This is a genomic window from Achromobacter sp. JD-1 (genome assembly GCF_038594925.1).
GTDB classification, from domain to species: Bacteria; Pseudomonadota; Gammaproteobacteria; order Burkholderiales; family Burkholderiaceae_B; genus Achromobacter; species Achromobacter spanius_C.
In genome coordinates this window covers 50690-75876 of the sequence record NZ_JBCGCS010000005.1, presented here as the reverse complement: position 1 = coordinate 75876, position 25187 = coordinate 50690, and the positions used below count along the sequence as shown (strand labels likewise).

The 25187-nt window shown below is 62.5% G+C and carries 24 protein-coding genes; 6 read left to right on the top strand and 18 right to left on the bottom strand.

What is annotated here, in order from left to right:
- Positions 1-13 precede the first annotated feature (13 nt).
- On the bottom strand, positions 14-841 hold the full coding sequence (locus WBR68_RS10010) for a DUF932 domain-containing protein (RefSeq protein WP_153855260.1): 828 nt from the start codon (positions 839-841) through the stop codon (positions 14-16).
- Positions 842-1389: 548 nt separating this feature from the next.
- Here WBR68_RS10010 and WBR68_RS10005 point away from each other — a divergent pair.
- Entirely contained in the window at positions 1390-3693 is a 2304-nt protein-coding gene (locus tag WBR68_RS10005) for an ATP-binding protein (RefSeq protein WP_153855188.1), read from the top strand.
- Positions 3694-3758: 65 nt separating this feature from the next.
- Here the strand turns inward: WBR68_RS10005 and radC are convergent, their stop codons facing one another.
- From radC to cyoA, 8 genes are all read right to left on the bottom strand, one after another.
- Complete coding sequence (gene radC, locus WBR68_RS10000; protein ID WP_153855187.1) at positions 3759-4268, bottom strand: RadC family protein; 510 nt, start codon at positions 4266-4268, stop codon at positions 3759-3761.
- Between the two features lie 332 nt (positions 4269-4600).
- Positions 4601-5668: a PDDEXK nuclease domain-containing protein gene (locus tag WBR68_RS09995; RefSeq protein WP_153855186.1), complete on the bottom strand. Its 1068-nt coding sequence runs from the start codon at positions 5666-5668 to the stop codon at positions 4601-4603.
- Positions 5665-6867, bottom strand: coding sequence for a tyrosine-type recombinase/integrase (locus WBR68_RS09990; RefSeq protein ID WP_153855185.1), 1203 nt, complete (start codon positions 6865-6867; stop codon positions 5665-5667). Before WBR68_RS09990 ends, WBR68_RS09995 begins: the two co-directional genes overlap by 4 nt.
- A gap of 231 nt (positions 6868-7098) precedes the next feature.
- The gene (locus WBR68_RS09985) at positions 7099-7884 is read right to left on the bottom strand and encodes an SURF1 family protein (protein WP_050445416.1); all 786 of its coding nucleotides are present in this window, start codon (positions 7882-7884) and stop codon (positions 7099-7101) included.
- Positions 7884-8294, bottom strand: coding sequence for a cytochrome o ubiquinol oxidase subunit IV (gene cyoD / locus WBR68_RS09980; protein ID WP_050445414.1), 411 nt, complete (start codon positions 8292-8294; stop codon positions 7884-7886). Before cyoD ends, WBR68_RS09985 begins: the two co-directional genes overlap by 1 nt.
- Complete coding sequence (gene cyoC, locus WBR68_RS09975; protein WP_050445413.1) at positions 8291-8932, bottom strand: cytochrome o ubiquinol oxidase subunit III; 642 nt, start codon at positions 8930-8932, stop codon at positions 8291-8293. Before cyoC ends, cyoD begins: the two co-directional genes overlap by 4 nt.
- Complete coding sequence (cyoB, locus tag WBR68_RS09970; RefSeq protein ID WP_050445412.1) at positions 8925-10928, bottom strand: cytochrome o ubiquinol oxidase subunit I; 2004 nt, start codon at positions 10926-10928, stop codon at positions 8925-8927. Before cyoB ends, cyoC begins: the two co-directional genes overlap by 8 nt.
- A 76-nt stretch (positions 10929-11004) precedes the next feature.
- The gene (gene cyoA, locus WBR68_RS09965; protein WP_230694097.1) at positions 11005-12048 is read right to left on the bottom strand and encodes a ubiquinol oxidase subunit II; all 1044 of its coding nucleotides are present in this window, start codon (positions 12046-12048) and stop codon (positions 11005-11007) included.
- 233 nt (positions 12049-12281) lie between these two features.
- Between cyoA and WBR68_RS09960 the strand changes: the two genes are divergently transcribed.
- Positions 12282-13616: an MFS transporter gene (locus WBR68_RS09960; RefSeq protein WP_127185616.1), complete on the top strand. Its 1335-nt coding sequence runs from the start codon at positions 12282-12284 to the stop codon at positions 13614-13616.
- On the opposite strand, the gene WBR68_RS09955 is transcribed toward WBR68_RS09960, so the two are convergent.
- From WBR68_RS09955 to WBR68_RS09945, 3 genes are all read right to left on the bottom strand, one after another.
- On the bottom strand, positions 13613-14656 hold the full coding sequence (locus tag WBR68_RS09955) for a histone deacetylase family protein (RefSeq protein ID WP_342490497.1): 1044 nt from the start codon (positions 14654-14656) through the stop codon (positions 13613-13615). The genes WBR68_RS09960 and WBR68_RS09955 overlap by 4 nt on opposite strands.
- Positions 14657-14725: 69 nt before the next feature.
- Positions 14726-15340, bottom strand: a complete 615-nt coding sequence (locus tag WBR68_RS09950) for a YdcF family protein (RefSeq protein WP_230694096.1) — start codon at positions 15338-15340, stop codon at positions 14726-14728.
- A gap of 35 nt (positions 15341-15375) precedes the next feature.
- Positions 15376-16659, bottom strand: coding sequence for an XAC2610-related protein (locus tag WBR68_RS09945; protein WP_230694095.1), 1284 nt, complete (start codon positions 16657-16659; stop codon positions 15376-15378).
- Positions 16660-16811: 152 nt separating this feature from the next.
- Here WBR68_RS09945 and WBR68_RS09940 point away from each other — a divergent pair, with 152 nt between their 5' ends.
- Positions 16812-17213, top strand: coding sequence for a hypothetical protein (locus WBR68_RS09940; RefSeq protein WP_050450118.1), 402 nt, complete (start codon positions 16812-16814; stop codon positions 17211-17213).
- 6 nt (positions 17214-17219) lie between these two features.
- Here the strand turns inward: WBR68_RS09940 and WBR68_RS09935 are convergent, their stop codons facing one another.
- The 3 genes from WBR68_RS09935 to WBR68_RS09925 all read right to left on the bottom strand — a co-directional run bounded on the left by WBR68_RS09935 (position 17220) and on the right by WBR68_RS09925 (position 19310).
- On the bottom strand, positions 17220-17831 hold the full coding sequence (locus tag WBR68_RS09935; RefSeq protein WP_230694094.1) for a hypothetical protein: 612 nt from the start codon (positions 17829-17831) through the stop codon (positions 17220-17222).
- Positions 17832-17933: 102 nt separating this feature from the next.
- Entirely contained in the window at positions 17934-18335 is a 402-nt protein-coding gene (locus tag WBR68_RS09930) for a hypothetical protein (RefSeq protein ID WP_050450102.1), read from the bottom strand.
- Positions 18336-18416: 81 nt separating this feature from the next.
- A complete protein-coding gene (locus WBR68_RS09925; RefSeq protein WP_050450103.1) occupies positions 18417-19310 on the bottom strand; it encodes a LysR family transcriptional regulator in 894 nt (297 codons plus the stop codon).
- 107 nt (positions 19311-19417) lie between these two features.
- On the opposite strand from WBR68_RS09925, the gene WBR68_RS09920 reads away from it, so the two are divergent.
- Together WBR68_RS09920 and tam are read left to right on the top strand one after the other, a co-directional pair.
- Complete coding sequence (locus tag WBR68_RS09920) at positions 19418-20404, top strand: TerC family protein (RefSeq protein WP_050450119.1); 987 nt, start codon at positions 19418-19420, stop codon at positions 20402-20404.
- Positions 20405-20564: 160 nt separating this feature from the next.
- Entirely contained in the window at positions 20565-21356 is a 792-nt protein-coding gene (gene tam, locus WBR68_RS09915) for a trans-aconitate 2-methyltransferase (protein WP_050450104.1), read from the top strand.
- Here the strand turns inward: tam and WBR68_RS09910 are convergent.
- Positions 21328-22158 carry an AraC family transcriptional regulator gene (locus WBR68_RS09910; RefSeq protein WP_050450105.1) on the bottom strand — a complete coding sequence of 277 codons (831 nt, stop codon included), beginning with the start codon at positions 22156-22158 and terminating at the stop codon, positions 21328-21330. The genes tam and WBR68_RS09910 overlap by 29 nt on opposite strands.
- A 125-nt stretch (positions 22159-22283) precedes the next feature.
- Here WBR68_RS09910 and WBR68_RS09905 point away from each other — a divergent pair, with 125 nt between their 5' ends.
- Positions 22284-23528, top strand: a complete 1245-nt coding sequence (locus WBR68_RS09905) for an MFS transporter (RefSeq protein WP_164741295.1) — start codon at positions 22284-22286, stop codon at positions 23526-23528.
- On the opposite strand, the gene WBR68_RS09900 is transcribed toward WBR68_RS09905, so the two are convergent.
- Together WBR68_RS09900 and WBR68_RS09895 are read right to left on the bottom strand one after the other, a co-directional pair.
- Positions 23525-23857: a protealysin inhibitor emfourin gene (locus tag WBR68_RS09900; protein WP_050450106.1), complete on the bottom strand. Its 333-nt coding sequence runs from the start codon at positions 23855-23857 to the stop codon at positions 23525-23527. The genes WBR68_RS09905 and WBR68_RS09900 overlap by 4 nt on opposite strands.
- Positions 23854-24918, bottom strand: coding sequence for a M4 family metallopeptidase (locus tag WBR68_RS09895; protein WP_230694093.1), 1065 nt, complete (start codon positions 24916-24918; stop codon positions 23854-23856). The genes WBR68_RS09900 and WBR68_RS09895 overlap by 4 nt, the downstream gene beginning before the upstream one ends.
- Positions 24919-25187 lie beyond the last annotated feature (269 nt).

Here is a 25187-nt window from a genome sequence, read left to right as displayed (position 1 = left end):
CCGCGCAGGGAAATCAGGCTTTCAATTGGCGCAGGCCGTCGGCCAGCAGCCACAGGGCGCGATTGAGGCGCACATCGGAATCAATGCCCTGCACCGGGCGGGTCTGCTGGCGGCGTCCGTTGGCGCTGCGTCCAGACAAACCGCCTTTGGTCAGGTTTTCCTGTATGCGGTTGAAGGTCATCCACAAGTCCGGGCGGCGGTCGTCGAACCGGCGCGGCATCAGGATTTGCGATTCGGTGATTGGGGCTGGCTTGTCCGGGTCGTCGTACTTGAGCGACAGCGCGGCGCGGGCGAACACTTCGGCCTCGCCTTCGTCCAGCGTGATGGCCTGCATGGACTCGCGGGATTCCAGCGCACGGTCAAAACCGTGCAGTACCTGATAGGCACCTTCGATCACTTGCCCGGCCACGTCGCTCTTATGCGGCACGCGCACATCGGCCACGGTGTTGCCGCAAACAAGGCCATTGCTGCACACGAAACGGAACATGCCGGCCAGCATCTGGTAGCTGCTGGTGCCATCGTGCGAGTTCAGCAGAATGATTTCGTTGGCCTCGCCTCGGGCGTTGATCTGGCTGGCGTGGCGCAGCCGGATCATGTGCTTGGTGTAATCGCGCCGGTCTTCGTGGCGGGTGCGGGTCTGCGTCACCATGAAGGGCTGAAACCCTTCCTTGCGCAGTTCGGTCAGCACCGTGGCGGTGGGGATATAGGCGTAACGCTGGGAACGGCTTTCGTGGGGCGCTTCCGCAAAGATGGACGGGGCCACGCGGTGAATCTGGTCATCGGACAGCGGGGAGTCGCTGCGCAGTACCGGGGAACGGGAAGCGAAACGGGATGCAAGCATGGTCTTTCTCCTGACGAAAAGGGTTTGCTGTTCAAACCGCACACCGGATTCCTAGATTCGGAGCCCAGCCTTTCGGCTGTTCGGTGCGGTTGGCACGAGGAACCCGGTTGGCCCTGTTGCCACCGTCTTTCCTGAGTTCATCGCCCGCGACGGTCAGGAGCCCACGGACGTGGGCCGTCAAGGAAAAAAGTGTCAGGTAGGTGCGGCCCGCAGGCGCAGCCGAGGACACGGCCTGACGCGCCTTGATGGCACGCGGCCACGGGCTACAGTCGCGAGCAAGGTGATGAAGTCAGGAGAGACGGCTGGACATGGCAACGGCCGCCGCTATGTGCAAACCGCACGCAAGCGAAGCGCGCAGGCCCGAAGCTGGAAGCCGGGCCGTAGGCGTCAGGGATGTGGAAGGCTGGTGAATGCCAGTCCCGTCGGGGATGAGCGAGTAGCGAACCTGGAGCAGCGCGGTCCGCGAAGCGGAGACGCAAGGGCACTCTTCGCTTATTATTGTCTTTGCAAGAAAATGTTGCCAAAGCAAGAATGGGGAGATTCCAAAAATGATCGTCTGCATTAACCGTCTCAAGCAGTTCGGCATCTTCAACGACTTCAACGGAACAAAGATTCAGAAGTTCGGCCGGTATAACTTGGTCTATGGTTGGAATGGAACAGGCAAGTCAACCCTATCGAATCTTTTCTCTTGCTTTGAGCTTCGCTCGATGGTTCCTCGTTTTAGCGCGGGGCAGTTTTCAGTCGCTTTGGAGGACGGCTCAACGATCACCGAAGCCACACTTCACTCATCCCAATTGAATATTCATGTTTTCAACCAACGCTTCGTGCATGAAAACATTGACTGGGACAAGTCTGTAAAAAGCATCCTTCTTATTGCGAAAGAGAAGATTGATGACCTACAGAAGTTGGAGAAGCTTAAGGGCGAGCTTCAGTCGAAGAAGAAAGCTTTCGACGACAAGCAAGGCGATATCAAGAAACAGCGTGAGGCATTGGATAAGTTTCTGACCAATGCTGCTAAAAAGATGAAGCTAGGACTTCAGGCGATTGATACAAGCGATAGCTATTATTTGAATTATGACCGCCGCAAACTCTCTAGTTTTATTCAGAAAAACGGAGAGGCCATTACCAAGGCCGAGTCGGTTCTTCCGGATGACAAAGTTATTGACCTTACGAACGCCGCCAAGCCAGATCAGTTGCCAAGCATCATGTTCACCTCAACGGTTATTGAGCCAGACTATTTTAAGAAGGCGGCGGGTCGCATCAGAGATTTGATTGGGACTACGGCGGTCAATCAAGCTATCCAGCGGCTGACTGATAACCCAGACATCCGCGAATGGGTTCAAACAGGCTTGGAGATCCATAAAAGCCATGACTCGCAATCCTGCGAGTTCTGTGGCTCTCCGTTCACCCAGCTTCGTGCTGAGGCTCTTGCTGCCCATTTCAGTAAAGAGTTTACGGATTTTCAACACCGACTTCAGAGTGCCGCCACGTGGATTGAATCCCAAGGGGCTCCAGCCAATCAGTTACCCGCAGCGACCGAGTTTTATAAAGAACTATCGGCCGACGCAGAGAGGCTCCAGAAGGAATACACATCTGCTGCTGAGAAGATCGACCAGCAGATCGAAGGATGGCGGGAAGCCCTGAAAGCTAAAATTACAGACCCTGCAAAGACAGACATTTTGGTCACAGACGTTGTTGAAGATGATGTCACAAATTTCAATGAAATATTGAAGTCGATTGCTGCTCTCGTCGGAAAGCACAACAATAAGACTTCAAATTTCAAATCTGAGACCTCAAAAAGCAAGGTGGCACTGGAACTTCACTTCGCTGCGGCTGAAGTGCAAGAATTTGACTATGCTGGAAGCGAGAAGAAATGCAATGACCTTGAGTCAGAAGCAAAGAACGACTACAAGGAAATTGAAAAAATTAGTCGAGAGGTCGGCGCCATAGAAGCGCTGCTATCGAATGAAACGGTCGGGGCGAAGGAATTCAATGACATCTTGCATCGTTTCATTGGCCGCTCTGAACTTTGCCTGAGCTTCAATCAAAAGAAGAAGGGTTATGAAATCATCAGAAACGGAGTTGGTGAGCATGACGGGAATTTGAGTGAGGGTGAGAAGACTGCGATTGCATTTGTCTACTTCATCACGAAGCTCAAGGAAAATGGAAACAACATCAAGGACACGATTGTCGTCGTTGATGATCCAGTTTCAAGTTTTGATTCAAATCACTTGTTTCATGCCTATTCATTCCTGAGAACGCAATGCACGGAAGCCAAACAACTTTTTGTACTGACTCACAACTTTACGTACTTTAAGCTAGTGAGAGACTGGTTCACTGGCACCAATAGGAATCGAGTCAAAAAAGGCAATGCCGAGAATTGCTTCTTTTATCGTCTAGATGCGCCACCTGGCTCCCCTCGTCACTCCCTGCTTGTGGATGCCGACGACTCACTGAAGAACTACGGTTCCGAGTACCACTATATATTCAAGAAGCTCTACGAGTACAGGGCCCACACGACACTCAATCGAGATGAGGCGTTCTTGACCGCTAACCTCGCCCGAAAGCTTGTTGAATCGTTCTTCACCTTCAAATATCCAAGGCGGCGAAGCGACATTAGTCAATTGATGGAGGCTGGCCTTAAAGATTGCACCATCACGACACCAGAGCTTAAAGAAAAAATCTACCGCTTTATCAATAAGTATTCACATAGCGACGTTATTGAGATAACTGAGGAATCCGCAGAAAACTTAGCAGGCGAAAGCCACAGCGTCATCGGGCACATCTTCCAGTGGCTGGAAGAGGTGGACAAGAAACATTACGACGAGATGATTCAGGTTGCGACGGCCTGAGCATCAGGCCGCGAGGGCATAGCTATGCCACCAGGTGCAGCACAAAGGGGCCGAAGCCCCTTGGGCTAGATCAGCCCACGCTCGGCGAACGATGCCGTTTCGTTGCCCGCAACGATGATGTGATCGAGCACGCGCACGTCTACCAGACCCAACGCTTCCTTGAGCCGTTGGGTCAGCGCCCGGTCAGCCGCGCTCGGCTCGGGGGTTCCGCTCGGATGGTTGTGCGAAACGATGACCGCAGCCGCATTGAGCCGCAGCGCCTCCTTGACCACTTCGCGCGGATACACCGATGCACTGTCGATGGTGCCGTGGAACATCTCCCGATACTCGATCAGCCGGTGACGCGTGTCCAGAAACAGCACTGCAAAGACTTCATGCTCGAAACCTGACAGCTTGTTGCTCAGGTACTCCTTGACCAGCGCAGGCGAAGTGAACTCAGCACCACGCTGCATCTTCAGCTCGACGGCCTGGCGTGCCGCTTCAAGAATTTGATCCACCGACGCCGGCAAGTAGCGCCCCTGCGCGTCACGCACCAGCAAAACGTCATCGAACGAGGAAAAGGACAGTTGCGACATGATCGTGCTCCGGTTGCTCGGGCGGAATTGCCCGGAACCGTGGCCAGCACGGCGCAGCGTAAGCAGTCAGGGATCGAAGACGGACGACAGGCCGCAAGCGTGCTAGCACGCGCAGTCATTGACGGTGAGAACGCCGTGATACGGTGAAGGGAACAGCAAGACCGCCCACACCCACTTACTTCACACAGTCGGCTTTCGGGCAAGCGGAGCGCGCAGGCCCACGAGGGCCGAAGGCGTCAGGGGTCAAAGCCGGATGGCTGCGATTCGGCACGAAGCGCGGGGCGTAGCCCGCGAACCCGACGGCGGTACGCCAGGACGCACTGATGCTGCTGTCAGGACTTCTCGCTAGGCTCCCGCTGCTCGATCTGCAATCGCGCCCTCTCGGTCGCCTGCTGCAGCTTATCGCCCAGCACCGCTCGCGGCGGCAAGCTGGTCAGGTACTCGGCGACGTGGATGCCTGACTTGTCCAGTTCCAGTAATTCGATCTGTTCGCGCTTCTTGCCGGTGCAAAGGATGATCCCCAGCGGCGAGGCTTCTTCCGGCTCCCGCTCGTGCTTGTCCAGCCAGCGCAAGTAAAGCTCCATCTGTCCCTTGTAGGCTGCCTTGAACTCGCCGATCTTCAATTCCACCGCCACCAGCCGCCGCAGCTTGCGGTTGTAGAAAAGCAGGTCAAGGTGGAAATCCTCGTCGTCGATCTGGATGCGCTTCTGCCGGGCAACGAAGCAGAAGCCCGCGCCCAGCTCCAGCAGGAAAGCTTCCATTTCGCGGATGATGGCTGCCTCCAGGTCGCTTTCCTGCCAGCTATCCCGCAGCCCCAGGAAGTCGAGGATGTAGGGATCGCGCATGACCAGTGCTGGGGTCATGCGCTTTGCATCGCGCAGGGTCGCCAGCTCCTGCGCGATGGTTTCTTCCGGTTTTTGGGATAGCGCCGTGCGCTCGTACAACATCGAGTCGATGCGCTCGCGTAGCGTCCGCACGCTCCAGCGCTCGGTGCTCGCAATCTGAGCGTAATAGTCCCGCTGAAGGGGGTCTTTCAGCGGCAGCAAGGCCACGAAATGTGACCAGCTCAATTGTCGTGACAGCGTCACGACAATTGGCTCCTGGGGGTAAGTGGCCGCGAACTGCACCATCCGGCGCAGGTTCTTGTCCGCGAAGCTGCGCCCGTAGTCGCGGACAAGCTGCTCGGCCAGGGAAGGCAAGATCTCCTCGCCGTACTCGGCACGCTGCCCAGCCAGCACCTCCGTATGGATACGCTGGCCGATGCGCCAGAACAGCAAGGTTAGTTCGGCATTGACCGCCGAGGCGGCGCGCTGGTGCGCAGCCTCAATCAGTGCCCGAATGTCACCCAACAGTGCCTTCGGCGCTGCTGGTGAAGGGGTGGACACCTTGCGCCTGCTCATCCCGTCACCTCCGCAGGGGATTGCTTAGCGCCGGTGATCGCCTTGCGCCGGTTCGCCACCAACTCGGCGGCCTCCCGCACGGGCTTGTCTTCGGTGTGGACGTAGCGCATGAACATCGCCACGGTCTTGTGCGCCGTCAGAGCCATACCGACCTTCACTGGGATGCCAGAATTGGCAATGTCCGTCGCCGAGCGGTGACGGATGCCGTGCGTACCCACATGCGTCACGCCAGCAGCTTTGAGAGTGCGGCTCCAACCGTTGTAATACTCCCCGTCGGTCAAATGCCGATCAGGGTGGCGCGGAGACGGTAATACATGGGGCGTCGTAGCATTGCGAGCCGCCGTCGAAAGAAGCCGATAGGCTTCTTCGCTCATGGGCTTGGACATACCGCCTGTCTTGCTGTCAGGCCACACCACCCGCCGGTTTTCCAGATCAATCCAATCCCATTGGAGTGAGACGATCTCAGAAAGGCGAGCGGCAAACTCGAATTGCAGGCGGATGGCCAACGGGATCACAACATGCTCCAGCCCTTCAGCCTCTAACTGGTCAAGGTAGCGAAACAACTTGCCCATTTCCTCGTCGCTGATGAGGTGAGTCGCTTTGCCGTTCGGGTACATGGGTACATGGCGGCATGGGTTGGTGCCGTCAGGGCGATAGCCCCATACCTCTGCCAAGTTGAACATCTTGCGCATCACGCTGAACGTGCGGTTCGCATCAGCGGGCTTGTGGGCCATCTTCTTCATCATCGAAGCCACGTCAGGCCGCTTCAGATCCTGCACCTTCATGCGGCCAAGCATCGGGATGATGTTGCGATCAATGACGCTCTGATAGCCTTCCTGCGTGCTCGGCTTGTTACGCTGGCTGGAATAGTCCTCCATGAACTTGATGCAGAGTTCCTTGACCGTGGGTGCCTGACGCGCTGCAGCCTTCTCTGCAGCAGGGTCGCCACCCCGGCGCACTTGCGCCAGCCACTCCTGTGCCAGCGACCGGGCCTGTTCGACGGTCAGCTCACCGTACAGACCCAGGGCAGGTTTGCGCCGCTCTCCGGCGTTCGTGCGGTACTGGAGCATGAACACCTTGCGGCCTGCCGGGGTGATCTTGCACAGGAAGCCAGGAACCAGGGTATCGCGCAGTTCGACTGGCTGGGCTTGGGCTTGTGCCGCATCGACTGCGGACTTGGTGAGTTTGATTTTCGCCATGATGACTCCTCGGAAAACCCGATTTCCAGGAGCCTGTTGGGAGCCAAGCGGGTGGAAGCCGGGTCAAGTTTCAGAAAGCACCGGCATATGATGAATCCGCCTAAGTTATTGATAAACCTGCTGTATCAGACTATGGCGTAGTCCAGCGAAGTTCGGTGCTGGAGTCATGGTGAAATAAAAAAGCCGCGCTGCCCATGACGGGTAGCGCGGCTTTTACTTGCCGGTTTAGCGTCAGCCCTTGCCGCGCCCGCGCTTTTCTTCGCGCACGAAGATCACCACGCCAACAATGATCATCAGCGCCAGCGCATACCAGGTAATGGCATAGACCAGATGGTTGTTCGGGAAGGTCAGCACGGTCAGCCCGCCGACGGGAGCTTGGGCCGGGTCGCGGCTGGGGCTGGACGCGGCGTCGGCATCAATGAAGTAGGGCGCCACGTCAGTCAGGCCACGGGCCTTGGCGATGCCGGGCAGGTCACGCGAATACCAGAGGTTGGCGGCCGGATCGTTGTTGCGCAGAAAACCGCTGCTTGGCTCACCCATGCGCAGCAGCCCGGTGACGCGCGCGTCGGCGGCGGGCGGCGGAGGTGACGCCGCCTGATTCTTGCGCCATTGCGGCAGCACAAAACCACGGTTGACCAGCACCGTGCCACCGCCATCGGCCAGTTGCAAGGGGGTCATGACCCAATAGCCGCTGCCCAGTTCGGTGGCCGCCTGCACCAGCGTCTGGCGGTCGTACTGGAAGGTGCCGGTTGCCGTTACGTGGCGGTATTCGGCATTGCCGGCGGTCAGGCCGCGCCAGTCCGGCTTGCCCGGCGCCGGCGCGGTGGGCGCATGCGCGCGCTGTTTCACCTGCGCAATCAGCTCTTGCTTCCAGGCCAGGCGATGCACCTGCCAGGTTCCCAGGGCGCACAAGCCCGCAAAGAGCGCGGCAGCCACCACCCCCAGGATGACCAGGGTGGTTTTGCTGCGCGGTTTACGGGGGGTGTCGCGGAATGTGTTGTCTTTTACTGCGGCCATCAGGGCATTTTCCGCATGTCGTGTATGGACATGGGCATCATATTGGCGTTCAAGTGATACATGATCCAGATTGATCCGCTGAGCGTGATTACGACCAGCACCAGCGTGAATATTAACGCCAACATGTTCCAGCCGCTTTCGGACTTGGTGTCCATGTGCAGGAAGTACACAAGGTGGACCACGATTTGCACCATCGCGAACGCCAGGATGATCAGGGCGGTTGTGCGGGAACTCTCGAACACGCGGTCCATGACCAGCCAGAAGGGAATCGCGGTCAGGATGGCCGCCAGGATGAACCCCGTGACGTAGCTCTTCACGGTGCCGTGGCTGGCGCCGTCGTCGTCATGGTCGTCATGGTGGTCATGGCCATGGTGGCCGCGGTCAGCCAGGTTATCCATGTGCGAGCTCATGGCAGCACTCCCATCAGATACACGAAGGTGAACACGCCCACCCAGATCAGGTCCAGGAAGTGCCAGAACAGCGACAGGCACATCAGGCGGCGGCGGTTCTCGGGGATCAGGCCGTGCAGGCGCACCTGGATCATCATCGTCACCAGCCAGACAATGCCAAAGGTGACGTGCAAGCCGTGCGTGCCGACCAGCGTGAAGAAGGCCGACAGGAAGGCGCTGCGCTGCGGCCCCGCGCCCAGGTGGATCAGGTGCGTGAACTCATAGATTTCCAACGCCAGGAAGCCCAGGCCCAGAATGCCGGTGATGCCCAGCCACAACTGCGTCGCCCCGATGCGCTTGCGCCGCATCTCCAGCATGGCGAAACCGTAGGTGATGGACGACAGCAGCAGCAGCGACGTGTTCACCGCCACCAGGGGCAGGTCGAACAGGTCGGCGCCGGACGGGCCGGCCGCGTAGCTGCGGCCCAATACCCCGTAGACGGCGAACAGGCAGGCAAAGATGAGGCAGTCGCTCATCAGGTAGACCCAGAAGCCCAGCAGGGTGCCGTTCTTGGGGTGATGTTCGCCCGGGACGTAGAACACGGGCTCGGAGGGCGGCGTGGCGCCGCCTTGCAGGGTGGGGGCCAAGGTATCAGACATGTTTCGCTAACAACCTCGTGCGGGCGTCTTCTTCGCGCACGACCTCGGCGGCCGGCACGTAGTAGTCGCGCTTGTAGTTGAAGGTATGAATGATGGACACCAGGATCAGCGCCACGAAAGACAACACGGCCAGTGGCCACATGTGCCAGATCAGCGCAAAGCCCATCACCACGCTGATGGCCGCCAGCACCACGCCGGCCCAGGTGTTCTTCGGCATGTGGATGGGGATGAAGCCCTGCTGCGGCCGCTGGTAGCCGTGCTGCTTCATCTGCCACCAGGCGTCCAGGTCATGCACGCGCGGGGTGAAGGCAAAGTTGTAGTTGGGCGGGGGCGACGACGTGGACCATTCCAGCGTGCGGGCGTCCCAGGGGTCGCCCGTTTCGTCGCGCAGTTGGTCGCGGCGGCGGTAGCTGACCACCAACTGGATGATGAAGCTGGCGATGCCGCAGGCGATCAGCAGCGCGCCAAACGCCGCGACCTGGAACCAGATCTGCAACGACATGTCTTCAAAGTGGCTTACGCGGCGGGTCACGCCCATCAGGCCCAGCACGTACAGCGGCATGAAGGCCACGTAGAAGCCCACCAGCCAGAACCAGAACGAGCACTTGCCCCAGAACGGGTCAAGCTTGTAGCCAAAGGCCTTGGGGAACCAGTAGGTGATGCCGGCCATCAGCCCGAACAGTACGCCGCCGATGATGACGTTGTGAAAGTGCGCCACCAGGAACAGGCTGTTGTGCAGGACGAAGTCAGCGGGCGGCACCGCCAGTAGCACGCCTGTCATACCGCCGATCACAAACGTGACCATGAAGCCCATCGTCCACAGCATGGGGACTTCAAACTGGATGCGGCCGCGGTACATGGTGAACAGCCAGTTGAAGATCTTGGCGCCGGTCGGGATCGAGATGATCATGGTCGTGATCCCGAAGAACGAGTTCACGCTGGCCCCTGACCCCATGGTGAAGAAGTGGTGCAGCCAGACCAGGTATGACAGCACCGTAATCACCACCGTGGCGTACACCATGGAGGCATAGCCGAACAGGCGCTTGCGGCAGAACGTGGCCACCACTTCCGAGAAAATGCCGAAGGCGGGCAGGATCAGGATGTAGACCTCGGGGTGGCCCCAGATCCAGATCAGGTTCACGTACATCATGGCGTTGCCGCCGAAGTCCGCCGTGAAGAAGTTGGTGCCCACGTAGCGGTCCATGGACAGCAGCGCCAGCACGGCGGTCAACACGGGGAAGGCCGCCACGATCAACACGTTGGTGCACAGGGCGGTCCAGGTGAAGATGGGCATGCGCATCATCTTCATGCCGGGCGCGCGCATTTTCACGATGGTGACCAGCAGGTTGACGCCGGATAGCAGGGTTCCCACCCCGGCAATCTGCAAGGCCCATATGTAGTAATCGACCCCAACGTCGGGGCTGTGCAATATGCCTGATAGTGGTGGATACGCCAGCCATCCGGTGCGCGCGAATTCGCCCACGAACAGCGACATCATCACCAGGATCACGCCGCCTGTCGTCATCCAGAAACTGAAGTTGTTCAGGAACGGAAAAGCCACGTCGCGCGCGCCGATCTGCAACGGCACGATGTAGTTCATCAGGCCCGTGACCAGCGGCATGGCCACGAAGAAGATCATGATCACGCCATGCGCGGTGAAGATCTGGTCGTAGTGGTGGGGCGGCAGATAACCGGTGGAATCGCCAAAGGCCACGGCCTGCTGCAAGCGCATCATGATGGCGTCGGCGAAACCGCGCAGCAGCATGACGATGCCCAGAATCACATACATGATCCCGATTTTCTTGTGGTCGATGCTGGTGAACCATTCATGCCACAGATAGCCCCACTTCTTGTAGTAAGTGATGGAGCCCAGCAGCACGATGCCGCCCACCGCGACCACGAAAAACGTGGCAAGCAGAATGGGGTCGTGAAAGGGGATGGCGTCCCAGGTCAATCGACCGAAGATCAGCTTGGTGAGGTCTGGTTGATCAGGCATCTTGATTCCAGCGTAAAGACCACGATTTCATGAAACCCCAGCGTCATCCGGTTCGGATCGCGGCAGACGCGCGGCGCTACAACACCAGCCCTTCGGTCGACGTGCACATGGAACCCACGTACTTGCGCGGCGGCGTGCCGGTCAGCCCCAGGCGCTCGCGCGTGGCCGGGTCCAGGGTGGTGATGTTGAGCGCGCCGGGTATGCCCATGCCGCCTTGCGAGTCGATGGCCATGGCGTCCTTCATGCACATGCGGTTGCCTTCCACGCAGCGGTTCACGATGGCGTCGAACAGGCCTGGCGCCACCGAGGCGTAACGTTGCACGGGGTTGCGTTCGCTGGGCTGTTCAAGCTTCAGGTAGGCGTCGCGGCTAAGCGTGGTGCTGGAGGCGCGGGCGTCGGCCACCCATTTGTCAAAGCCTTGCTGGTCCAGGCCGTGGAACTTGAATCGCATCGCCGAGAAGCCCGGACCGCTGAAGTTGGCGGACAGGCCTTCGTATTCGCCGGGGTGGTTGATGACGGCGTGCAAGGTGGTCTGCATGCCGGGCATGGCGTAGATCTGCCCGGCCAGCGCGGGGACGAAGAACGAGTTCATCACCGATGACGACGTGATCTTGAACTGGATGGGGCGGTCGACCGGCGCGGCCATTTCGTTGACGGCGGCCACGCCTTGTTCGGGATACAGGAACAGCCATTTCCAGTCCAGCGCCACCACCTCGACCACCAGCGGCTTGGTGCCGGCGGGCACCTCGCGGCCTTCGGACAGGCGGGCCAGCGGGCGGTAGGGGTCAAGCTGGTGGGTGCTGACCCAGGTCAGCGCGCCCAGCGCAATGATGATCAAGAGCGGCGCGGCCCAGATCAGCAGCTCCAGCATGGTGGAGTGGTTCCATTCCGGGTCGTAGTGCGCGTCCTTGTTGCTGGCCCGATAGCGCCACGCAAAAAGAAACGTCAAGAAGATGACCGGCACGATGATCAGCAGCATCAAGCAGGTTGAGATGATGATCAGATTGCGTTGCTGCACTGCTATGTCGCCTGATGGCGAGAGCAGCACCGCATTGCATCCAGCGAGCAATGGCAGGGCGGCAATCAAGATCAATCCGCGGAGCCTTGGGAGGGACGACATGGCCATACCCCGAAACGTAACCGTGGGAAGTAAACGCAACACTACGCTGGAAGCCGCGAAAAATCTAGGGTAAAAGAACAAAAGTGTGCACGGGATTGTGCGCGCGGCAGGGCGCTATCCCTGTGTGGATGCGGCTTGGCGCGTGGTGGCTTCGTCGCGCGCCAAGCAGGTTGCAAGATCGTAGACAAGGCGGTTTCGGACGTCCTTTCGAACTTCCAACAGTGAGCAAATCCATGTCGACCTCCACGCGGTATCCCGGTCATGCCCCTTCCGTTCCCGGCCCGGGGCCCACGTCCGGCGGGGCCAGCCATGCCAAGGTGGCTCCAGGCGAAATCGCGGTCGGCGTGGTGGTGGGGCGCGCGTCTGAATACTTTGATTTTTTCGTATTCGGCATCGCCTGCGTGCTGGTCTTTCCCAAAGTCTTCTTCCCGTTTGAAGCGCCGCTGGAAGGCACGCTTTGGGCGTTTGTCATCTTCTCGTTCGCGTTCATCATGCGGCCCATCGGCACCGCGCTGTCGATGGCGATTCAGCGGCGTTGGGGCCGCGCCACAAAACTGACCGTTGCCCTGTTTGTGTTGGGCACCGCCACCGTGGGCATGGCGTTCCTGCCCAGCTACGAAACCATCGGCGCGCACGCCATTGTCTTGTTGGCGGTATTTCGTTGCTTGCAAGGCTTGGCGTTTGGCGGTTCTTGGGACGGCCTGCCGTCGTTGCTGGCGCTGAATGCGCCGCCGCATCGGCGTGGCTGGTATTCAATGATGGGGCAGTTGGGCGCGCCGGTGGGTTTCCTGGTGGCCAGCGCGTTGTTCCTGTATTTGCACGTCACGCTGACGCAGGCGGACTTCCTTGAATGGGGCTGGCGCTATCCGTTCTTCGTGGCCTTCGCCATCAACGTGGTGGCGCTGTTCGCGCGCTTGCGTCTGGTGGTCACCGAGGAATACACGCAACTGCTTGAAGAAGGCGAGCTTGAACCCATCAGCATTGCCGAGATGGTGCGTTCGCAAGGCTACAACCTGTTCATTGGCGCGTTTGCCGCCTTGGCCAGCTACGCGCTGTTCCACCTGGTCACCGTGTTTCCGCTGTCCTGGATTGCCATCAGCGCCACGCAGCGGGTTACCGACGTGCTGATCGTGCAGATCTTTGGCGCGGTGCTGGGCATTCTGGGCACGGTGGCTTCGGGCTGGCTGGCCGACCGCATCGGTCGGCGCACCACCTTGGGCCTGCTGGCGGGGGCAATCGGCATTTTTGCCTTGTTCACGCCGTGGCTGCTGGGGGGCGGTCCGGTCGCGCAGGACGCTTTCATCCTGGTGGGCTTTGTGTTGCTGGGCCTGTCATATGGGCAGGCGTCCGGCACCGTCACCGCGAACTTCACGCGCCGCTTCCGTTATACCGGCGCGGCGCTCACGTCCGACATGGCCTGGCTGATCGGCGCGGCGTTCGCGCCGGTGGTGGCGTTGGGCTTGTCGGCTCGGTTTGGGCTGGTGGCCGTCAGCATCTATCTGCTGTCGGGCGCCGCGTGCACCTTGCTGGCGCTGCGCATCAACAAGGTGCTGGAAACGCGGGATTAATAGCGCGCGCCCTCCAGCACATTCGCCACATTGATCCCCACATCCGCCACGGCATAGCCGCCTTCCATCGTGAACACGGTGGGCAGGCCCAGGCTGGCCAGCGCGCGGCCCACGTCAAGGTAGTCGGCGCTTTTCAGCTTGAACTTCGAGATGGGGTCGCCTTCGTAGGTGTCCACGCCCAGCGCCACCACCACGGCATCGGCCTTGAACGCCTGAATGGCCGCAAGGCCCTCTTGCAGCGCTTGCATCCAGGTGGCGAAGTCGGTGCCGGCCGCAAGTGGCAGGTTCAGGTTGGCGCCGAAGCCCGCGCCTTCGCCTGCTTCATCGGCATAGCCCAGAAAGAAGGGGTATTCCGTGGTGGGGTCGCCGTGTATCGATACGGTCAGCACGTCGCCCCGTTCATAGAAAATGCTTTGCGTGCCATTGCCGTGGTGGTAGTCCACGTCAAGGACCGCCACGCGCGCGGCGCCAGCATCGCGCAGGGCTTGCGCGGCCAGCGCCGCGTTGTTCAGGAAACAATAGCCGCCGAAAAAGTCGGCGCCCGCATGGTGGCCGGGCGGGCGGGTCAAGGCCATGGCGGCGCGCGGGCCGCTCGGCGCCATCACGGCGCGTGCTGCGTCGATGGCGCAAGCCGCGCCGGCAGTGGCCGCTTCCCAGGTGCCGGCCGTCAGCGGGCAGCCGCTGTCGAACGAGAACAGGCCGAGGCGCGCGGCGAAGTTGGTGGGTTCGATATCGTGGCGAAAGCCCCGCACGGGCCAGACGGACGGCAGGATGTCGAGGTCTGCATTGGCCGGGTCCAGCGCCACCCAGTCCTGCCAGGCGCGGGCCAGAAAATCCACGTAGCGCGGCGTGTGCACGCGCTTGATCAGGTCCATGTCGGGCGCCGACGGCGCGCGCAGTTCGCCAATGCCGCGCTGGCGCAGCGCGTCCAGCACATATTCCAGGCGCGCCGGCGTTTCGTGGCAGGGCACGAGTTTGCCGCGGAACATCTCTTGGCGGCCTGCGTGTTTGTCATGGACGGGATTGTGGAAAATCAGCACGGCATGGGTCCTTGAAGGGGCGGGCAATGAGGGGTGACGAACGTCACCAATACGGATTGACGAACGTCACTATAGCGACCGCCACCCGTACCAGGCTACGGCGGGCAGCTCGCGGAATACGGAATAGAGGTCGCGCCATTCAAAAAACCGGGGATACCCGCCGCTGACGTCCGCCACGCCGTGGCGGCGCAACGCCAGCATGGTGCGCGGCAGGTGGAAGTATTGCGTGACGGCCAGCGCGCTGGTGTAGCCGTGTTCGCGCATATAGGCGCTGGCGTGGCGCGCGGTGGCCCAGGAATTGTTGCCCGCGCTGTCCATCACGATGCGGTCGGCGGGCACGCCGCGCGCCTGCAAGTAGTTGCGCATCACGGCGGCTTCATCGGCGCCGGCAGGGTCGACGCCGCCGCTGACGAAAAGAATGCGGCATTGTCGGGCCGCATAGCATTCGTAGGCGCGATCAAGCCGCGCGGCCAGGCGAGGCGAGGGCTCGCCGCTGGGCAGCACAGTGTTGCCCAACACGATGGCCACGTCGGCGGGGCGCGCGCGGGTGAGCAGGCCGGTGGCCGCCAGGGCGGCGGCGGCCAGGGTCAGCGCGATCAGGGCGGCCAGGAGCAGGGCGGCGAGACGGAAGGCTGAAGCGCGGCGCGAACGGGCGTGATGAGGTCGAAGAAGCTTGAGCGGCATGGGCGGTACGCTGGTGGATGAACCTCAAGACGTGCTTATTGTGAGGCGGGCGGTTGTTGCGGCAAGGGGTAATCGAAGCCGATGTCGTTGGACACGATGGGCTGTGCAAGATTGCCCGGGTCGGTCAATACAACGGCCGCTCGGTACTTGCCCGGCGCCAGCGCGGGCAGGAACGGCACGTTGCTGTAGCCGTTGTCGTTCAGCAGGTAGGCCGGCTTGCCGTCTTCGCCGGCGGCCCAGACGATAGTGTCGCGGGCCAGGCCCAGCGGGTTGGCGGGGTGCAGGGTGTCGGCTTCGCGCTGGTAAAGCGGGTGCACGATGCGGTGGCCCTGTGCGTTGGTCAGCAGCAGCCAGACTCGCGGCGCATTCAGGGCGACAGGCGCTTCACGGGTGTTGGTCACGCTGACGATGAACTGGCCGCCGTCCTCGCCATTCCAGTTGCCCAGCGTGTCGGCAAGGTCCAGCGTCAGGGGGCCAGGCGACGACGGCGCCACCAGCCGATGCTTGTCCACGCGCAGATCGGCATAGCGCACCCACTTCAGCACATCGCCCGCCGTCTTGCTGGCGTAGCGCACTTGCAGCCAGTCGGGCGGGCGCAGGGCCACGACGTCCAGGTGTTCGCCTTCGGTGGCGGTCAGGGTGGGTGTGGCGTTGACGTCTGGGGTGTCGGTCAGGTCCAGCTTGCTGACCGGCACGGCGCCGCCTTCCAGTGGCGATCCTTCGCCTTCGATGTCGATGCGGTCAATCGACCCGTCTTCGCGAAAGCGGTAGCGCAGTTCGGCGGCCTCGCTCTCCAGGCCGAACAGCGCCTGCGTGCCCCATGACGTGGCGCGCACCGTGCCGTCGGGTCGCAGCACATAGTCTTCGAAGCCGTGGCTGGCGGCGCCATAGCGGCACGCGACGTGGATCGCGGCCTGCTTGTCGTCGATGACCGGGTTGACGAAGCCTCGGCACGGGCTGGATGGGTTGGGGTGCACAATTTCCTTGAAGCCGCCGCGATCAGGCTGATACAGGAATAGCCGGGCGATAAGCTGCGTGCTGCCGCCGCTTTGGCCCAGTATCAGGTCGCGGTAGCCATCGTGGTTGATGTCCACGGCTTGGACCTGGTCAACCACGTCGTCATCGAAGCTGCCCAGGGGCTGCATGGGGCCATCGCCCACGCGCACGGTGGCCTGCTGGGTATCGCCGCTGCTGAGGGTGACCACGCCCGGCAGGCCCGCCTTGATGGAAAACGGCACGTTGCGCGGGGCGGCTTGCTCCTGCGCCTGCGCCTGCCCCGCCCACGCCGCCAGTGCGGCCGCCAGAAAAATCCGTTTCATGCGCCTCTCCCCGCCTTGAGCAAGGGGGGCAATATACCGCGTCGCCCTGCGGGAAAACGAGTAGCGCGCAGCAGCGAGGGGCGGAGCATCTTGAGTAGAATTGACGGTCTGGTGTCGTCCAGGCCTTGTGCGTCGTCGCGCGTTTTTTCGCCATGAACCTTCCCTTTCCCATCCGCCAAGAATGTCCGCCGGGCGCCTGTGTGTGCGACCGCGACACCCTGTTGGCGGACCCCGCCGCGGATATCCGCATCCTGCGGCTGACCAAGGAAGAAGAAAAACGGCTCGTCGCGCGCTTGGAAAACATCACCAGCCTGGATGACCTGCGCGCCATGCAGGGCCGCATCCAGGCGCAGTTGGGCATCGTGATCGTGATTACGCCCAGCGACAACGAAGTGCGTACGTCGCGCGGTATCGCGATTCAGCTGGAAGACGCGCCGGGCTTGTGCCGCAAGACGCGCACCGCGCTGCCCGCCGCCATCCGCCGGGGTTTCGAGAACAAGCCTGAAATCGTCTATGCGCTCTTGAACGAGCGCGACCTGCTTGCCGGCACCTGATCAGCGTTATTCGCAAGGCTCCAGCGGCGTCACCGCCGTCGGCGTACGGCCGGCTTCGGGCCGCGTGGCGGGCTGCTTGCCGCTGCGTACCGGGTAGCTCAGGATGACGGCGCTGCCGGCCGCCAGCCTGGCGGCGTTGGGCGAACCATACGCCACCGTCCAGCCGCGCACGGCCAGTGGCGCCAGCGTGTATTGCAATGCCGAGCCGGGCGATACGTGCGCCACCTTGCCGGCAAACAGTTCCTGTTGCGGGATCTGTTTGCCGTCGGCCAAGGTGTAGGTGACGATGCGGTCCAAGGCGGCGGATTCGCCGCGCCGCGCCAGGATGGCGGTTTTGTATTTGCCGGGAGGAATATCCGACAGGCTGACGTTGACCGGTTCGGTCGCCTGCCCGGAGGCGTTCAAGTGCACACCGGTGATGTCGACGCGCGCCAGCGGCGCGGCCCCCGTATTGCGCACACGCACGCTGTACTGCCCTGACGTGCCGGCGACGGTGCAGACATCCACGCTGGTGTTGCTGGGTGATGCGGGCGTGGCTGCCATGGCGCCCAGGGGCAACAGGCAGGCCACGACCAACAAGGCGGCAGAGGTCGGGGCGGGAACAGTTCGGGTGGGCAAGGCACGCTCCTGTGTCGGGGCAGCGCACCGGGCTGCGCGTTGCCTGCCGGTATTACACCACTTGGTTACCCCTCGTGGTCACTCCCTGAGTTGACCCCTGGGTCAGATCACCTGGCGGCCAGGCGCCGCATTGGCCTGCTCGCGCTTGCCCGCCAGCCAGTGCAAGACCATGGCCAGCGCCACCAGGCCAACCATGATGAAGCCCCAGAAGATCCAGCCGAGCACCGCGATCAGCGTGCCCAGGCTGCCCGCTACCGGCAAGATTTGATTCAAGCCCTGCGCGGCCCACACCAGGCCGCCTTGCAGCGACGCCAGCCAGGCCGGGTCCACCCAGCCCGCGGCCCACGCGGGCGCAACCCATTGGGACGTGTCCAGCGCGCTGCCCGGCACCTGCGCGGTAGAGATGGTGGCCAGCACCCAGTCAGTCAGTTGCAGGGTCAGCGCCACCAACCCCGTCCAGAGCGCGGCTAGCGCGGCGAAGGTGAGCCAGATGATTTTCTTCATTGCAGTGGTACTCCGATTCAAAAGAGGGGCCACGATAAAGCGGATTCTATTTCTAAAAAACCAGAGTGCGTGTGACAAACATTAAGAAAAAACCGAAGTCTTTGCGTGCGCCAGCACCGCTTGAACCAGGGGATGGTGCTGGCCGCGCCGGTTGCGGATGGCGTGGATTTCTTCATGCACGCCGTCGCAGCGGGCCAGCGGGCGCAGGCCACGCAGCAGGCCGATATCGTCGCCACCCAGCCGGCTGAGCGGGAATACGCCCAGGCCGCGCGCGGCAAACACCGACATCAGCGCGCTGTCTTCGAATTCGCCCACCACATTGGGCAGCACGCCCTGTTCGCCGAACCAGCGGTCCAGCGTCTGGCGCAACACGGAATGGCCGGTGGGCAGCAGCACGGGCAACCGCTCCAGGCAGCGCGGGAAGTCCTGCGTGTCGGCCTTGCGCACTAGCCGCGCCGGGCCGTACCAGTCCACCGCCGACGACACCAGACGGTCGCTGGTCAGGCGCAGGTTGGGGTTGGCGGGCGCGCCCTGGCCGGCCAGCACCAGGTCCAGATGGTGTTGGGCCAGTTCGCCCAGCAGTTCTTCCACCTCGCCTTCATGGCAGGTCAGGCGCAGGTCGGGCGTGTCCAGCACGGGGCCCAGCAAGGCGTGCGCCGCCAGCTTCGAGATGCCGTCGGACAGGCCCACGGACAGGCGGATGACAGGCTTGGTGGCGGCGGCGCGCACTTCCTGCGGCAGCACATGGCCAATCTGAAAAATCTCTTCGGCGCGCGCGAAAGCGGCCTTGCCGGCGTCGGTAAGGGCCACGCCGCGCCCAGCGGGCTTCAGCAACTGGTGGCCCAGGTTTTTTTCCAGATCGCGCACTTGGGCGCTGATGGTCTGGATGGCCATGTCCAGCCGTTCGGCGGCCCGGGAAAAGCCGCCTTCCTTGGCCACCATCCAGAAGTAATACAGGTGTCGGTAGTTCAGCATGACTTGTCTTCACTTCGGTTTTTTCGAACCTTAACTCACTTTCAGGCTGATTTCTCGGTTGGCATCAAATCCGGATCATGGGCACCTTCGAACACAGCGGGGCAATCATGGACACTTTGATCACATTCTTCACCAACGACTTTTTAGGGACACCGACCTGGGCCTGGCTCCTGTTCGTGAGCATTGTCGTCAGCTTGCTGGCCTTTGACCTGGGCGTGCTGCACAAGGAAGACCGCGAGATCGGCGTGCGTGAAAGCCTGTTGCTGTCCGGCGGCTACATCACCGCCGCGCTGCTGTTCGGCGGCTGGGTGTGGTGGCAGTTGGGCGCGACCAGCGGCATGGCCTATTACACGGGCTTCATGATCGAGAAATCGCTGTCCATGGACAACGTCTTCGTGATCGCGCTGATCTTCAGCTTCTTCGCGATTCCCCGCCAGTACCAGCATCGCGTGCTGTTCTGGGGCATCTTGGGCGTGATCGTGCTGCGCGCCATCATGATTGGCCTGGGCGCCGCGTTGGTCAGTAACTTTGGCTGGCTGCTGTATTTGTTCGGCGCGTTCCTGGTGTTCACGGGCATCAAGATGTGGATGATTGCCGACCAGACGCCGGACATCGCCACCAACCCGATCCTGAAGTTCCTGAAGCGCCATATGCGTGTCACGGAAGGCCTGCGCGGCAACGCGTTCGTGGTCACCGAGACGGACCCGGCCTCCAACAAGAAGGTGCGCTTTGCGACCCCGCTGCTGCTGGCCCTGGTGCTGATCGAGTTTGTTGACCTGGTGTTCGCGGTGGATTCGGTGCCTGCCATCTTCGCCATCACGACGGACCCGTTCATTGTCTACACCAGCAACATCTTCGCCATCCTGGGCTTGCGTGCGCTGTACTTTGCCCTGGCTGCCATGATCCACCGTTTCCACTACCTGAAGTACGCGTTGGCCCTGGTGCTGGTGTTCATCGGTACGAAGATCTTCCTGGTCGGCTTCATCGGCAAGGTGCCCGCGGCGGTGTCGTTGGGCGTGACCTTCAGCCTGATCCTGGGCGGTGTGTTGTTCTCGTTGTGGAAAACCCGCTCGGATACGTTGACGACGCAGTAATCCTCAGCGTTGCTGTCCCCAGCCGCCGGCTTTGCCCGGCGGTTTTTCTTTGGGCTCTGCCATAGGCGTTCGATATGAAAAATGGCGTGGCTACATATTTGTAATATGACGCGGCCAGGCGTAGAGTCCCCGCGTATCCGTCCTTCAGCAAGGAGCCGCCATGAGCCACACCGCAAACCACAACAGTTGGTCCGCCAAGCAATATTCCGCCTTTGAAAACGAACGCACCCGACCCGTGCGCGACCTGGTCGCCGCCTTGCCAAACCAAGCGGTCGGGCTGGCGGTGGACCTGGGCTGCGGGCCGGGCAATTCCACCGAAGTGCTGGCTGCGCGCTATCCCGACGCCGAGGTCACCGGCATGGACAGTTCGCAAGACATGATTGAAGCCGCGCGCAAGCGCCTGCCGTCCCTGCAGTTCGAGCTGGCCGATATCGCCACCTGGAATCCGCCTCGGCAGTACGACGTGATCCTGGCGAACGCGGCGCTGCAATGGGTGCCTGACCACGCCACGCTGTATCCGCGCCTGGTCGGCAAGCTGGCGCCCGGCGGCAGCCTGGCCGTGCAAACGCCCGACAACATGGAAGAGCCCGCGCACCGCCTGGCGCGGCAAGTGGCGGGCGAGACGCCGTGGGCCGCGAAGACGGGCAGTGTGAAGCACCCGCCGCGTCACAGCGCGTCCTGGTACTACGAGTTGCTGAAGCCGCATTGCGGCATGCTGGATGTGTGGCGCACCACCTATCATCATCCGCTGGCTGGCGCGGCGGCGGTGGTGGAATGGTTCAAGGGCACGGCGCTGCGGCCGTATCTGGACAAGCTGGACGCGGCCGAACAGGCGAGCTTTCTGGCGCGCTATCAGGCGCTGATCGCCGAGGCCTATCCCGCGCTGGCCGACGGCACGGTGCTGCTGCCGTTCCCCCGCTTGTTCATCGTTGCCGGCCCCAAGCAGGACTAGGCGCGTCGGGCGAAGCCGGCCCCTGCGATTTGTCGGCGAAGTATCGTGCCGGGGTTTTGCCCAGCGTCTTCTTGAACATGGTGATGAAGGCGCTGACGGATTCATAGCCCAGGTCTTCGGCGGTGCGCTGCACGGACACGCCCGCCGACAGGCGCTGCAAGGCCACGATGATGTGCAGTTGCTGGCGCCAGCGGCCAAAGCTCATGCCGACTTCCTGCTGCACCAGGCGCGCCAGCGTGCGTTCGCTCATCGCCACGCGCTTGCTCCACTGGGCGACCGTGCTGCGGTCGGCGGGGTCCGCGTTCAGCGCGTTGGCGATCTCGCGCAGGCGAGGGTGGTCTGACAGCGGCAGATGCAGGCGTTCGGTGGGCATGCGGCGCAATTGTTCGATCAGGACCTCCGCCAGTTGCTGGTTGGCTTCCGTTTGCGCCTCGGCCGCGGGCAGCGCGGCCAGGTGCACGATCAGTTCGCGCACCAAGGGCGTGATGGCCAGCGTGCAGCATTCATTCGGCAGGCCCGAGGCAGCGGCCGGCACGAACAAAAAACAGACGCGGGCATTGGCGGTGACGCGGTTGCTGTGCGGCACGCCGCCCGGAATCCATACGCCGCATTGGGGCGGCACCATCCATAGCCCTTGCGGTACCGAGCAGGTGACGCCGCCGCGCAAGGCCAGCACAAGCTGGCCCATGTGGTGGCGGTGCGCGGGGGATTCGTTGTCCCGATCCGGGGCGTCCACCGGCATCGCGAAGGCGGGCTGCGAGCTTGAGTCGGGATCGAAGGGCGTGGGTGGGAAAGGGTGCATGCGGGCGGGGCAGGGAGCGGCGGACGACGACCCGACGGGACGGCCCGGCGCGGTTTGGCTGAATTTCGGGATAGTTTGTCATTGTCTCGAAATTCGGTAAAGGCGCGCCTGCGTAAGCTTGCGGCATGAATCCTCTTCCCGTTTCTCTACGCACCGGCAGCCGTCCGGTGTGGCTCATCCTGGGCATTCTTTGCATTGCCATGGCCCTGCGCGCGCCAGTAACGGGGGTGCCGCCGCTGATTGGCATGATCCGTGAACAACTGGGCCTGACGTCCACGGCGGCCGGCATGCTGATCACCTTGCCTTTGCTGGCGTTTGCCGTGGTGTCCTTGTTTGCCGCGGGCCTGGCGCGCCGTCATGGCCTGGAACGCACGCTGTTCGGCGCCATGGTGCTGATTGCTGTCGGCATCGTGGTGCGCACACAGGGCGCGGCCTGGGGCCTGTATGGGGGCACGGCCATCATCGGGGCGGGCATTGCCATCGGCAATGTGCTGTTGCCCAGCCTGGTCAAGCGCGACTTTCCGCAGCACGTTGCCGGGCTGACCTCGGCCTATGTGTTGACGATGAGCATCGTGGCGGGCGTGGCCTCGGCCATTGCGATTCCCCTGGCGGGGTGGTCGACAGGGCTGTCGGTAAACGGTTGGCACTTTTCCACGCTGTGCCTGCTGGTCTTGCCGCTGGCCAGCATGCTGCTGTGGCTACCGCAGTTGGCGCGGCACACGCCGCCGGCGTCAACCACCGCGCACGCGCCGCACGGCGGCCGCCTGTGGCATTCGCCACTGGCGTGGCAGGTGACCTTGTACCTCGGCATCAATTCCTTTGTGTTCTACGTGGGCGTGAGCTGGCTGCCCGCCATCTTGCGCGACGCCGGCTATTCCGCCGAGCGCGCGGGTTCCTTGCATGGACTGCTGCAACTGATGTCCGCCGGCCCCGCCCTGTTCCTGGCGCCGGTGGTGCGCCGGATGAAAGACCAGCGCGGCGCGGCGTTCTGCTCGGCTGCGTCGTCCTTCGTGGCGTTCGTGGGTCTGATCACGGCGCCCGGCTGGGCCACGGCCTGGATCGTGCTGCTGGGGCTGGGCACGGGCGGCGGCATCATTCTGGGCTTGGCCTTTGTGGGGCTGCGCGCGCGCCATGCGCAGCAGGCGGCGGCCTTGTCAGGCATGGCGCAATGCGTTGGCTATCTGTTCGCCGCCAGCGGCCCCGCCTTGATGGGCGCGCTGCATGACCGGCTTGGCGGGTGGAGCGTCGCCTTGGCGCTGTGCGCGATCCTGTGCGTGGCGATGGCGGTCATCGGCCTGTATGCGGGCCGCGCCATTCAGATTGGCGGGCCGCGCGTGCCGAGGCCGCAACCGGTGTCCACGGCCCGCTAGCCGGGGGATGCCGCGTGCGCCTTCCATAGTTGCATCAGCGTGTCGGGCGCGTCGGCTTCAGGCACGTCGAAGCTGATGGCGCTTTGCTCGTCGCGGTCCAGCACGATTTCGACGTGGAAATAGCGTTGGTCGCCACCCGCTTGGGCGCAGTCCGCCACGGCACGCGGGGCCGCGCGTTGCAGCGCGTCGCCGACTTCCTGGCGCACCTCGGGGGCGCAGGTGGCCAGGTTGATGCTGCGCGGCTGCGTCAGCGCGGGCAGGTACGCCACGCCGCCTTCGCGGGTCAGCCGTACCAGTAGCACCAGGTCCAGAGGAGGCAGTTCGATCATGGCAGGACTCCTACGGCGGCCCAGGCTTGTGACACCGCGTTTTGGACGTCCGAGTCGTGGCGTTCGGCGGCCACGGTTGACGTCAGAGCGGCGAAGGCCTTGAAGTCGGCGTCGTGGCGCAGGCGCTTGTCGCACAGCGTGTCGTACCAGACGCGGCCAGCACCTTTCCACGCTGGACCGTCCAGCGAGGTGGCCGCCAGGAAAAACGCGCGGTTGGGAATGCCGGAATTGATATGTACCCCGCCGTTGTCGCGCGGGGTATCGACGTAGTCGCGCATGTGGGCGGGCTGCGGGTCTTTGCCCAGCACCGGGTCGTCGTAGGCGCTGCCGGGTTCCGCCATGGACCGCAGCGCGCGGGCGTTGACCTGCTCGGTGAACAAACCCGCGCCCACCAGCCAATCCGCCTGCGTGGCGGTCTGACCCAGCGCGTACTGCTTGACTAGGGCACCGAACACGTCGCACAGCGATTCATTCAAGGCGCCGGACTGGCCTTGGTAAAGCAAGGCGGCTTCGGAGTCGATCACGCCGTGTGTGAGTTCATGGCCGATGATGTCCACGGCCACGGTGAAGCGGTTGAAGATTTCGCCGTCGCCATCGCCAAACACCATCTGCGCGCCGTTCCAGAAAGCGTTGTCGTAGTCGTCGCCGTAGTGCACGGTGCCCACCAGCGGCAGCCCGTGGCCGTCGATGGAATGGCGCTTGTATACCTCCCAGAACAGTTTGTAGGTGGCGCCCAGGTGCGCATAGGCCTCGTCCACCGCCACGTCGCCACTGGCCGGGCGGCCTTCGGCGCGCACCAGCGTGCCGGGCAGCGTGGTGGTGTTGTGCGCGTCATGCACCGCGCGTTCCGGCACACCGGGGGGCGACGGGGGGGAAGCGGGGGCCAGCGTGGCGCGCGACGGTTGCGCGGACATTTCGCGCAGGCTGCGCTGCTGCTGATCGATGATCAAGGTTTTGACGGCGGGCATGCTGACGCGCGCGTCGCTGTGTTGCGCCAGGCGGTCCAGCATGTAAGGGGGAATCACGCCGATCAAGGGAGCGGACTCGGAAGGACGTGGCATTCGGTCTCCATCTTCAGTGCCGGCCGCTTGCCGACCGGCAGAACTCGGGGTGAATGTTCACGGTAGCAGATCGCCCCAAGCCGATGCCGTAACAGTCTGCGGCCTGATGCGAGCAAGCGTGCGGGGCGGCGCGCAGCCGTTTCCGTCCCTGTCATCGCCGCGATTTGCAGGGTCGCAACGTCTAGAAATGTCTAGCAACATTGCTGGCGCATTGGAGGTTTAATCCGTCCCTTTCACCGGCTAGAATCCGGTGCTTCTTTCCCGGGGGG

Bases quoted from the DNA above. Each gene is read 5' to 3' on its own strand.
- WBR68_RS09910 (WP_050450105.1), bottom strand. From the start codon at position 22,158: ATGCACCCTTTCCCACCCACGCCCTTCGATCCCGACTCAAGCTCGCAG.
- WBR68_RS09925 (WP_050450103.1), bottom strand. From the start codon at position 19,310: ATGCTGAACTACCGACACCTGTATTACTTCTGGATGGTGGCCAAGGAA.
- cyoA (WP_230694097.1), bottom strand. From the start codon at position 12,048: ATGTCGTCCCTCCCAAGGCTCCGCGGATTGATCTTGATTGCCGCCCTG.
- WBR68_RS09940 (WP_050450118.1), top strand. From the start codon at position 16,812: ATGAACCTTCCCTTTCCCATCCGCCAAGAATGTCCGCCGGGCGCCTGT.
- WBR68_RS09905 (WP_164741295.1), top strand. From the start codon at position 22,284: ATGAATCCTCTTCCCGTTTCTCTACGCACCGGCAGCCGTCCGGTGTGG.
- WBR68_RS09900 (WP_050450106.1), bottom strand. From the start codon at position 23,857: ATGATCGAACTGCCTCCTCTGGACCTGGTGCTACTGGTACGGCTGACC.
- tam (WP_050450104.1), top strand. From the start codon at position 20,565: ATGAGCCACACCGCAAACCACAACAGTTGGTCCGCCAAGCAATATTCC.
- WBR68_RS09950 (WP_230694096.1), bottom strand. From the start codon at position 15,340: ATGCCGCTCAAGCTTCTTCGACCTCATCACGCCCGTTCGCGCCGCGCT.
- cyoD (WP_050445414.1), bottom strand. From the start codon at position 8,294: ATGAGCTCGCACATGGATAACCTGGCTGACCGCGGCCACCATGGCCAT.
- cyoB (WP_050445412.1), bottom strand. From the start codon at position 10,928: ATGCCTGATCAACCAGACCTCACCAAGCTGATCTTCGGTCGATTGACC.
- WBR68_RS09960 (WP_127185616.1), top strand. From the start codon at position 12,282: ATGTCGACCTCCACGCGGTATCCCGGTCATGCCCCTTCCGTTCCCGGC.
- WBR68_RS09985 (WP_050445416.1), bottom strand. From the start codon at position 7,884: ATGGCCGCAGTAAAAGACAACACATTCCGCGACACCCCCCGTAAACCG.
- WBR68_RS09945 (WP_230694095.1), bottom strand. From the start codon at position 16,659: ATGAAACGGATTTTTCTGGCGGCCGCACTGGCGGCGTGGGCGGGGCAG.
- WBR68_RS09920 (WP_050450119.1), top strand. From the start codon at position 19,418: ATGGACACTTTGATCACATTCTTCACCAACGACTTTTTAGGGACACCG.
- WBR68_RS10010 (WP_153855260.1), bottom strand. From the start codon at position 841: ATGCTTGCATCCCGTTTCGCTTCCCGTTCCCCGGTACTGCGCAGCGAC.
- radC (WP_153855187.1), bottom strand. From the start codon at position 4,268: ATGTCGCAACTGTCCTTTTCCTCGTTCGATGACGTTTTGCTGGTGCGT.
- WBR68_RS10005 (WP_153855188.1), top strand. From the start codon at position 1,390: ATGATCGTCTGCATTAACCGTCTCAAGCAGTTCGGCATCTTCAACGAC.
- WBR68_RS09995 (WP_153855186.1), bottom strand. From the start codon at position 5,668: ATGAGCAGGCGCAAGGTGTCCACCCCTTCACCAGCAGCGCCGAAGGCA.
- WBR68_RS09990 (WP_153855185.1), bottom strand. From the start codon at position 6,867: ATGGCGAAAATCAAACTCACCAAGTCCGCAGTCGATGCGGCACAAGCC.
- cyoC (WP_050445413.1), bottom strand. From the start codon at position 8,932: ATGTCTGATACCTTGGCCCCCACCCTGCAAGGCGGCGCCACGCCGCCC.
- WBR68_RS09895 (WP_230694093.1), bottom strand. From the start codon at position 24,918: ATGCCACGTCCTTCCGAGTCCGCTCCCTTGATCGGCGTGATTCCCCCT.
- WBR68_RS09930 (WP_050450102.1), bottom strand. From the start codon at position 18,335: ATGAAGAAAATCATCTGGCTCACCTTCGCCGCGCTAGCCGCGCTCTGG.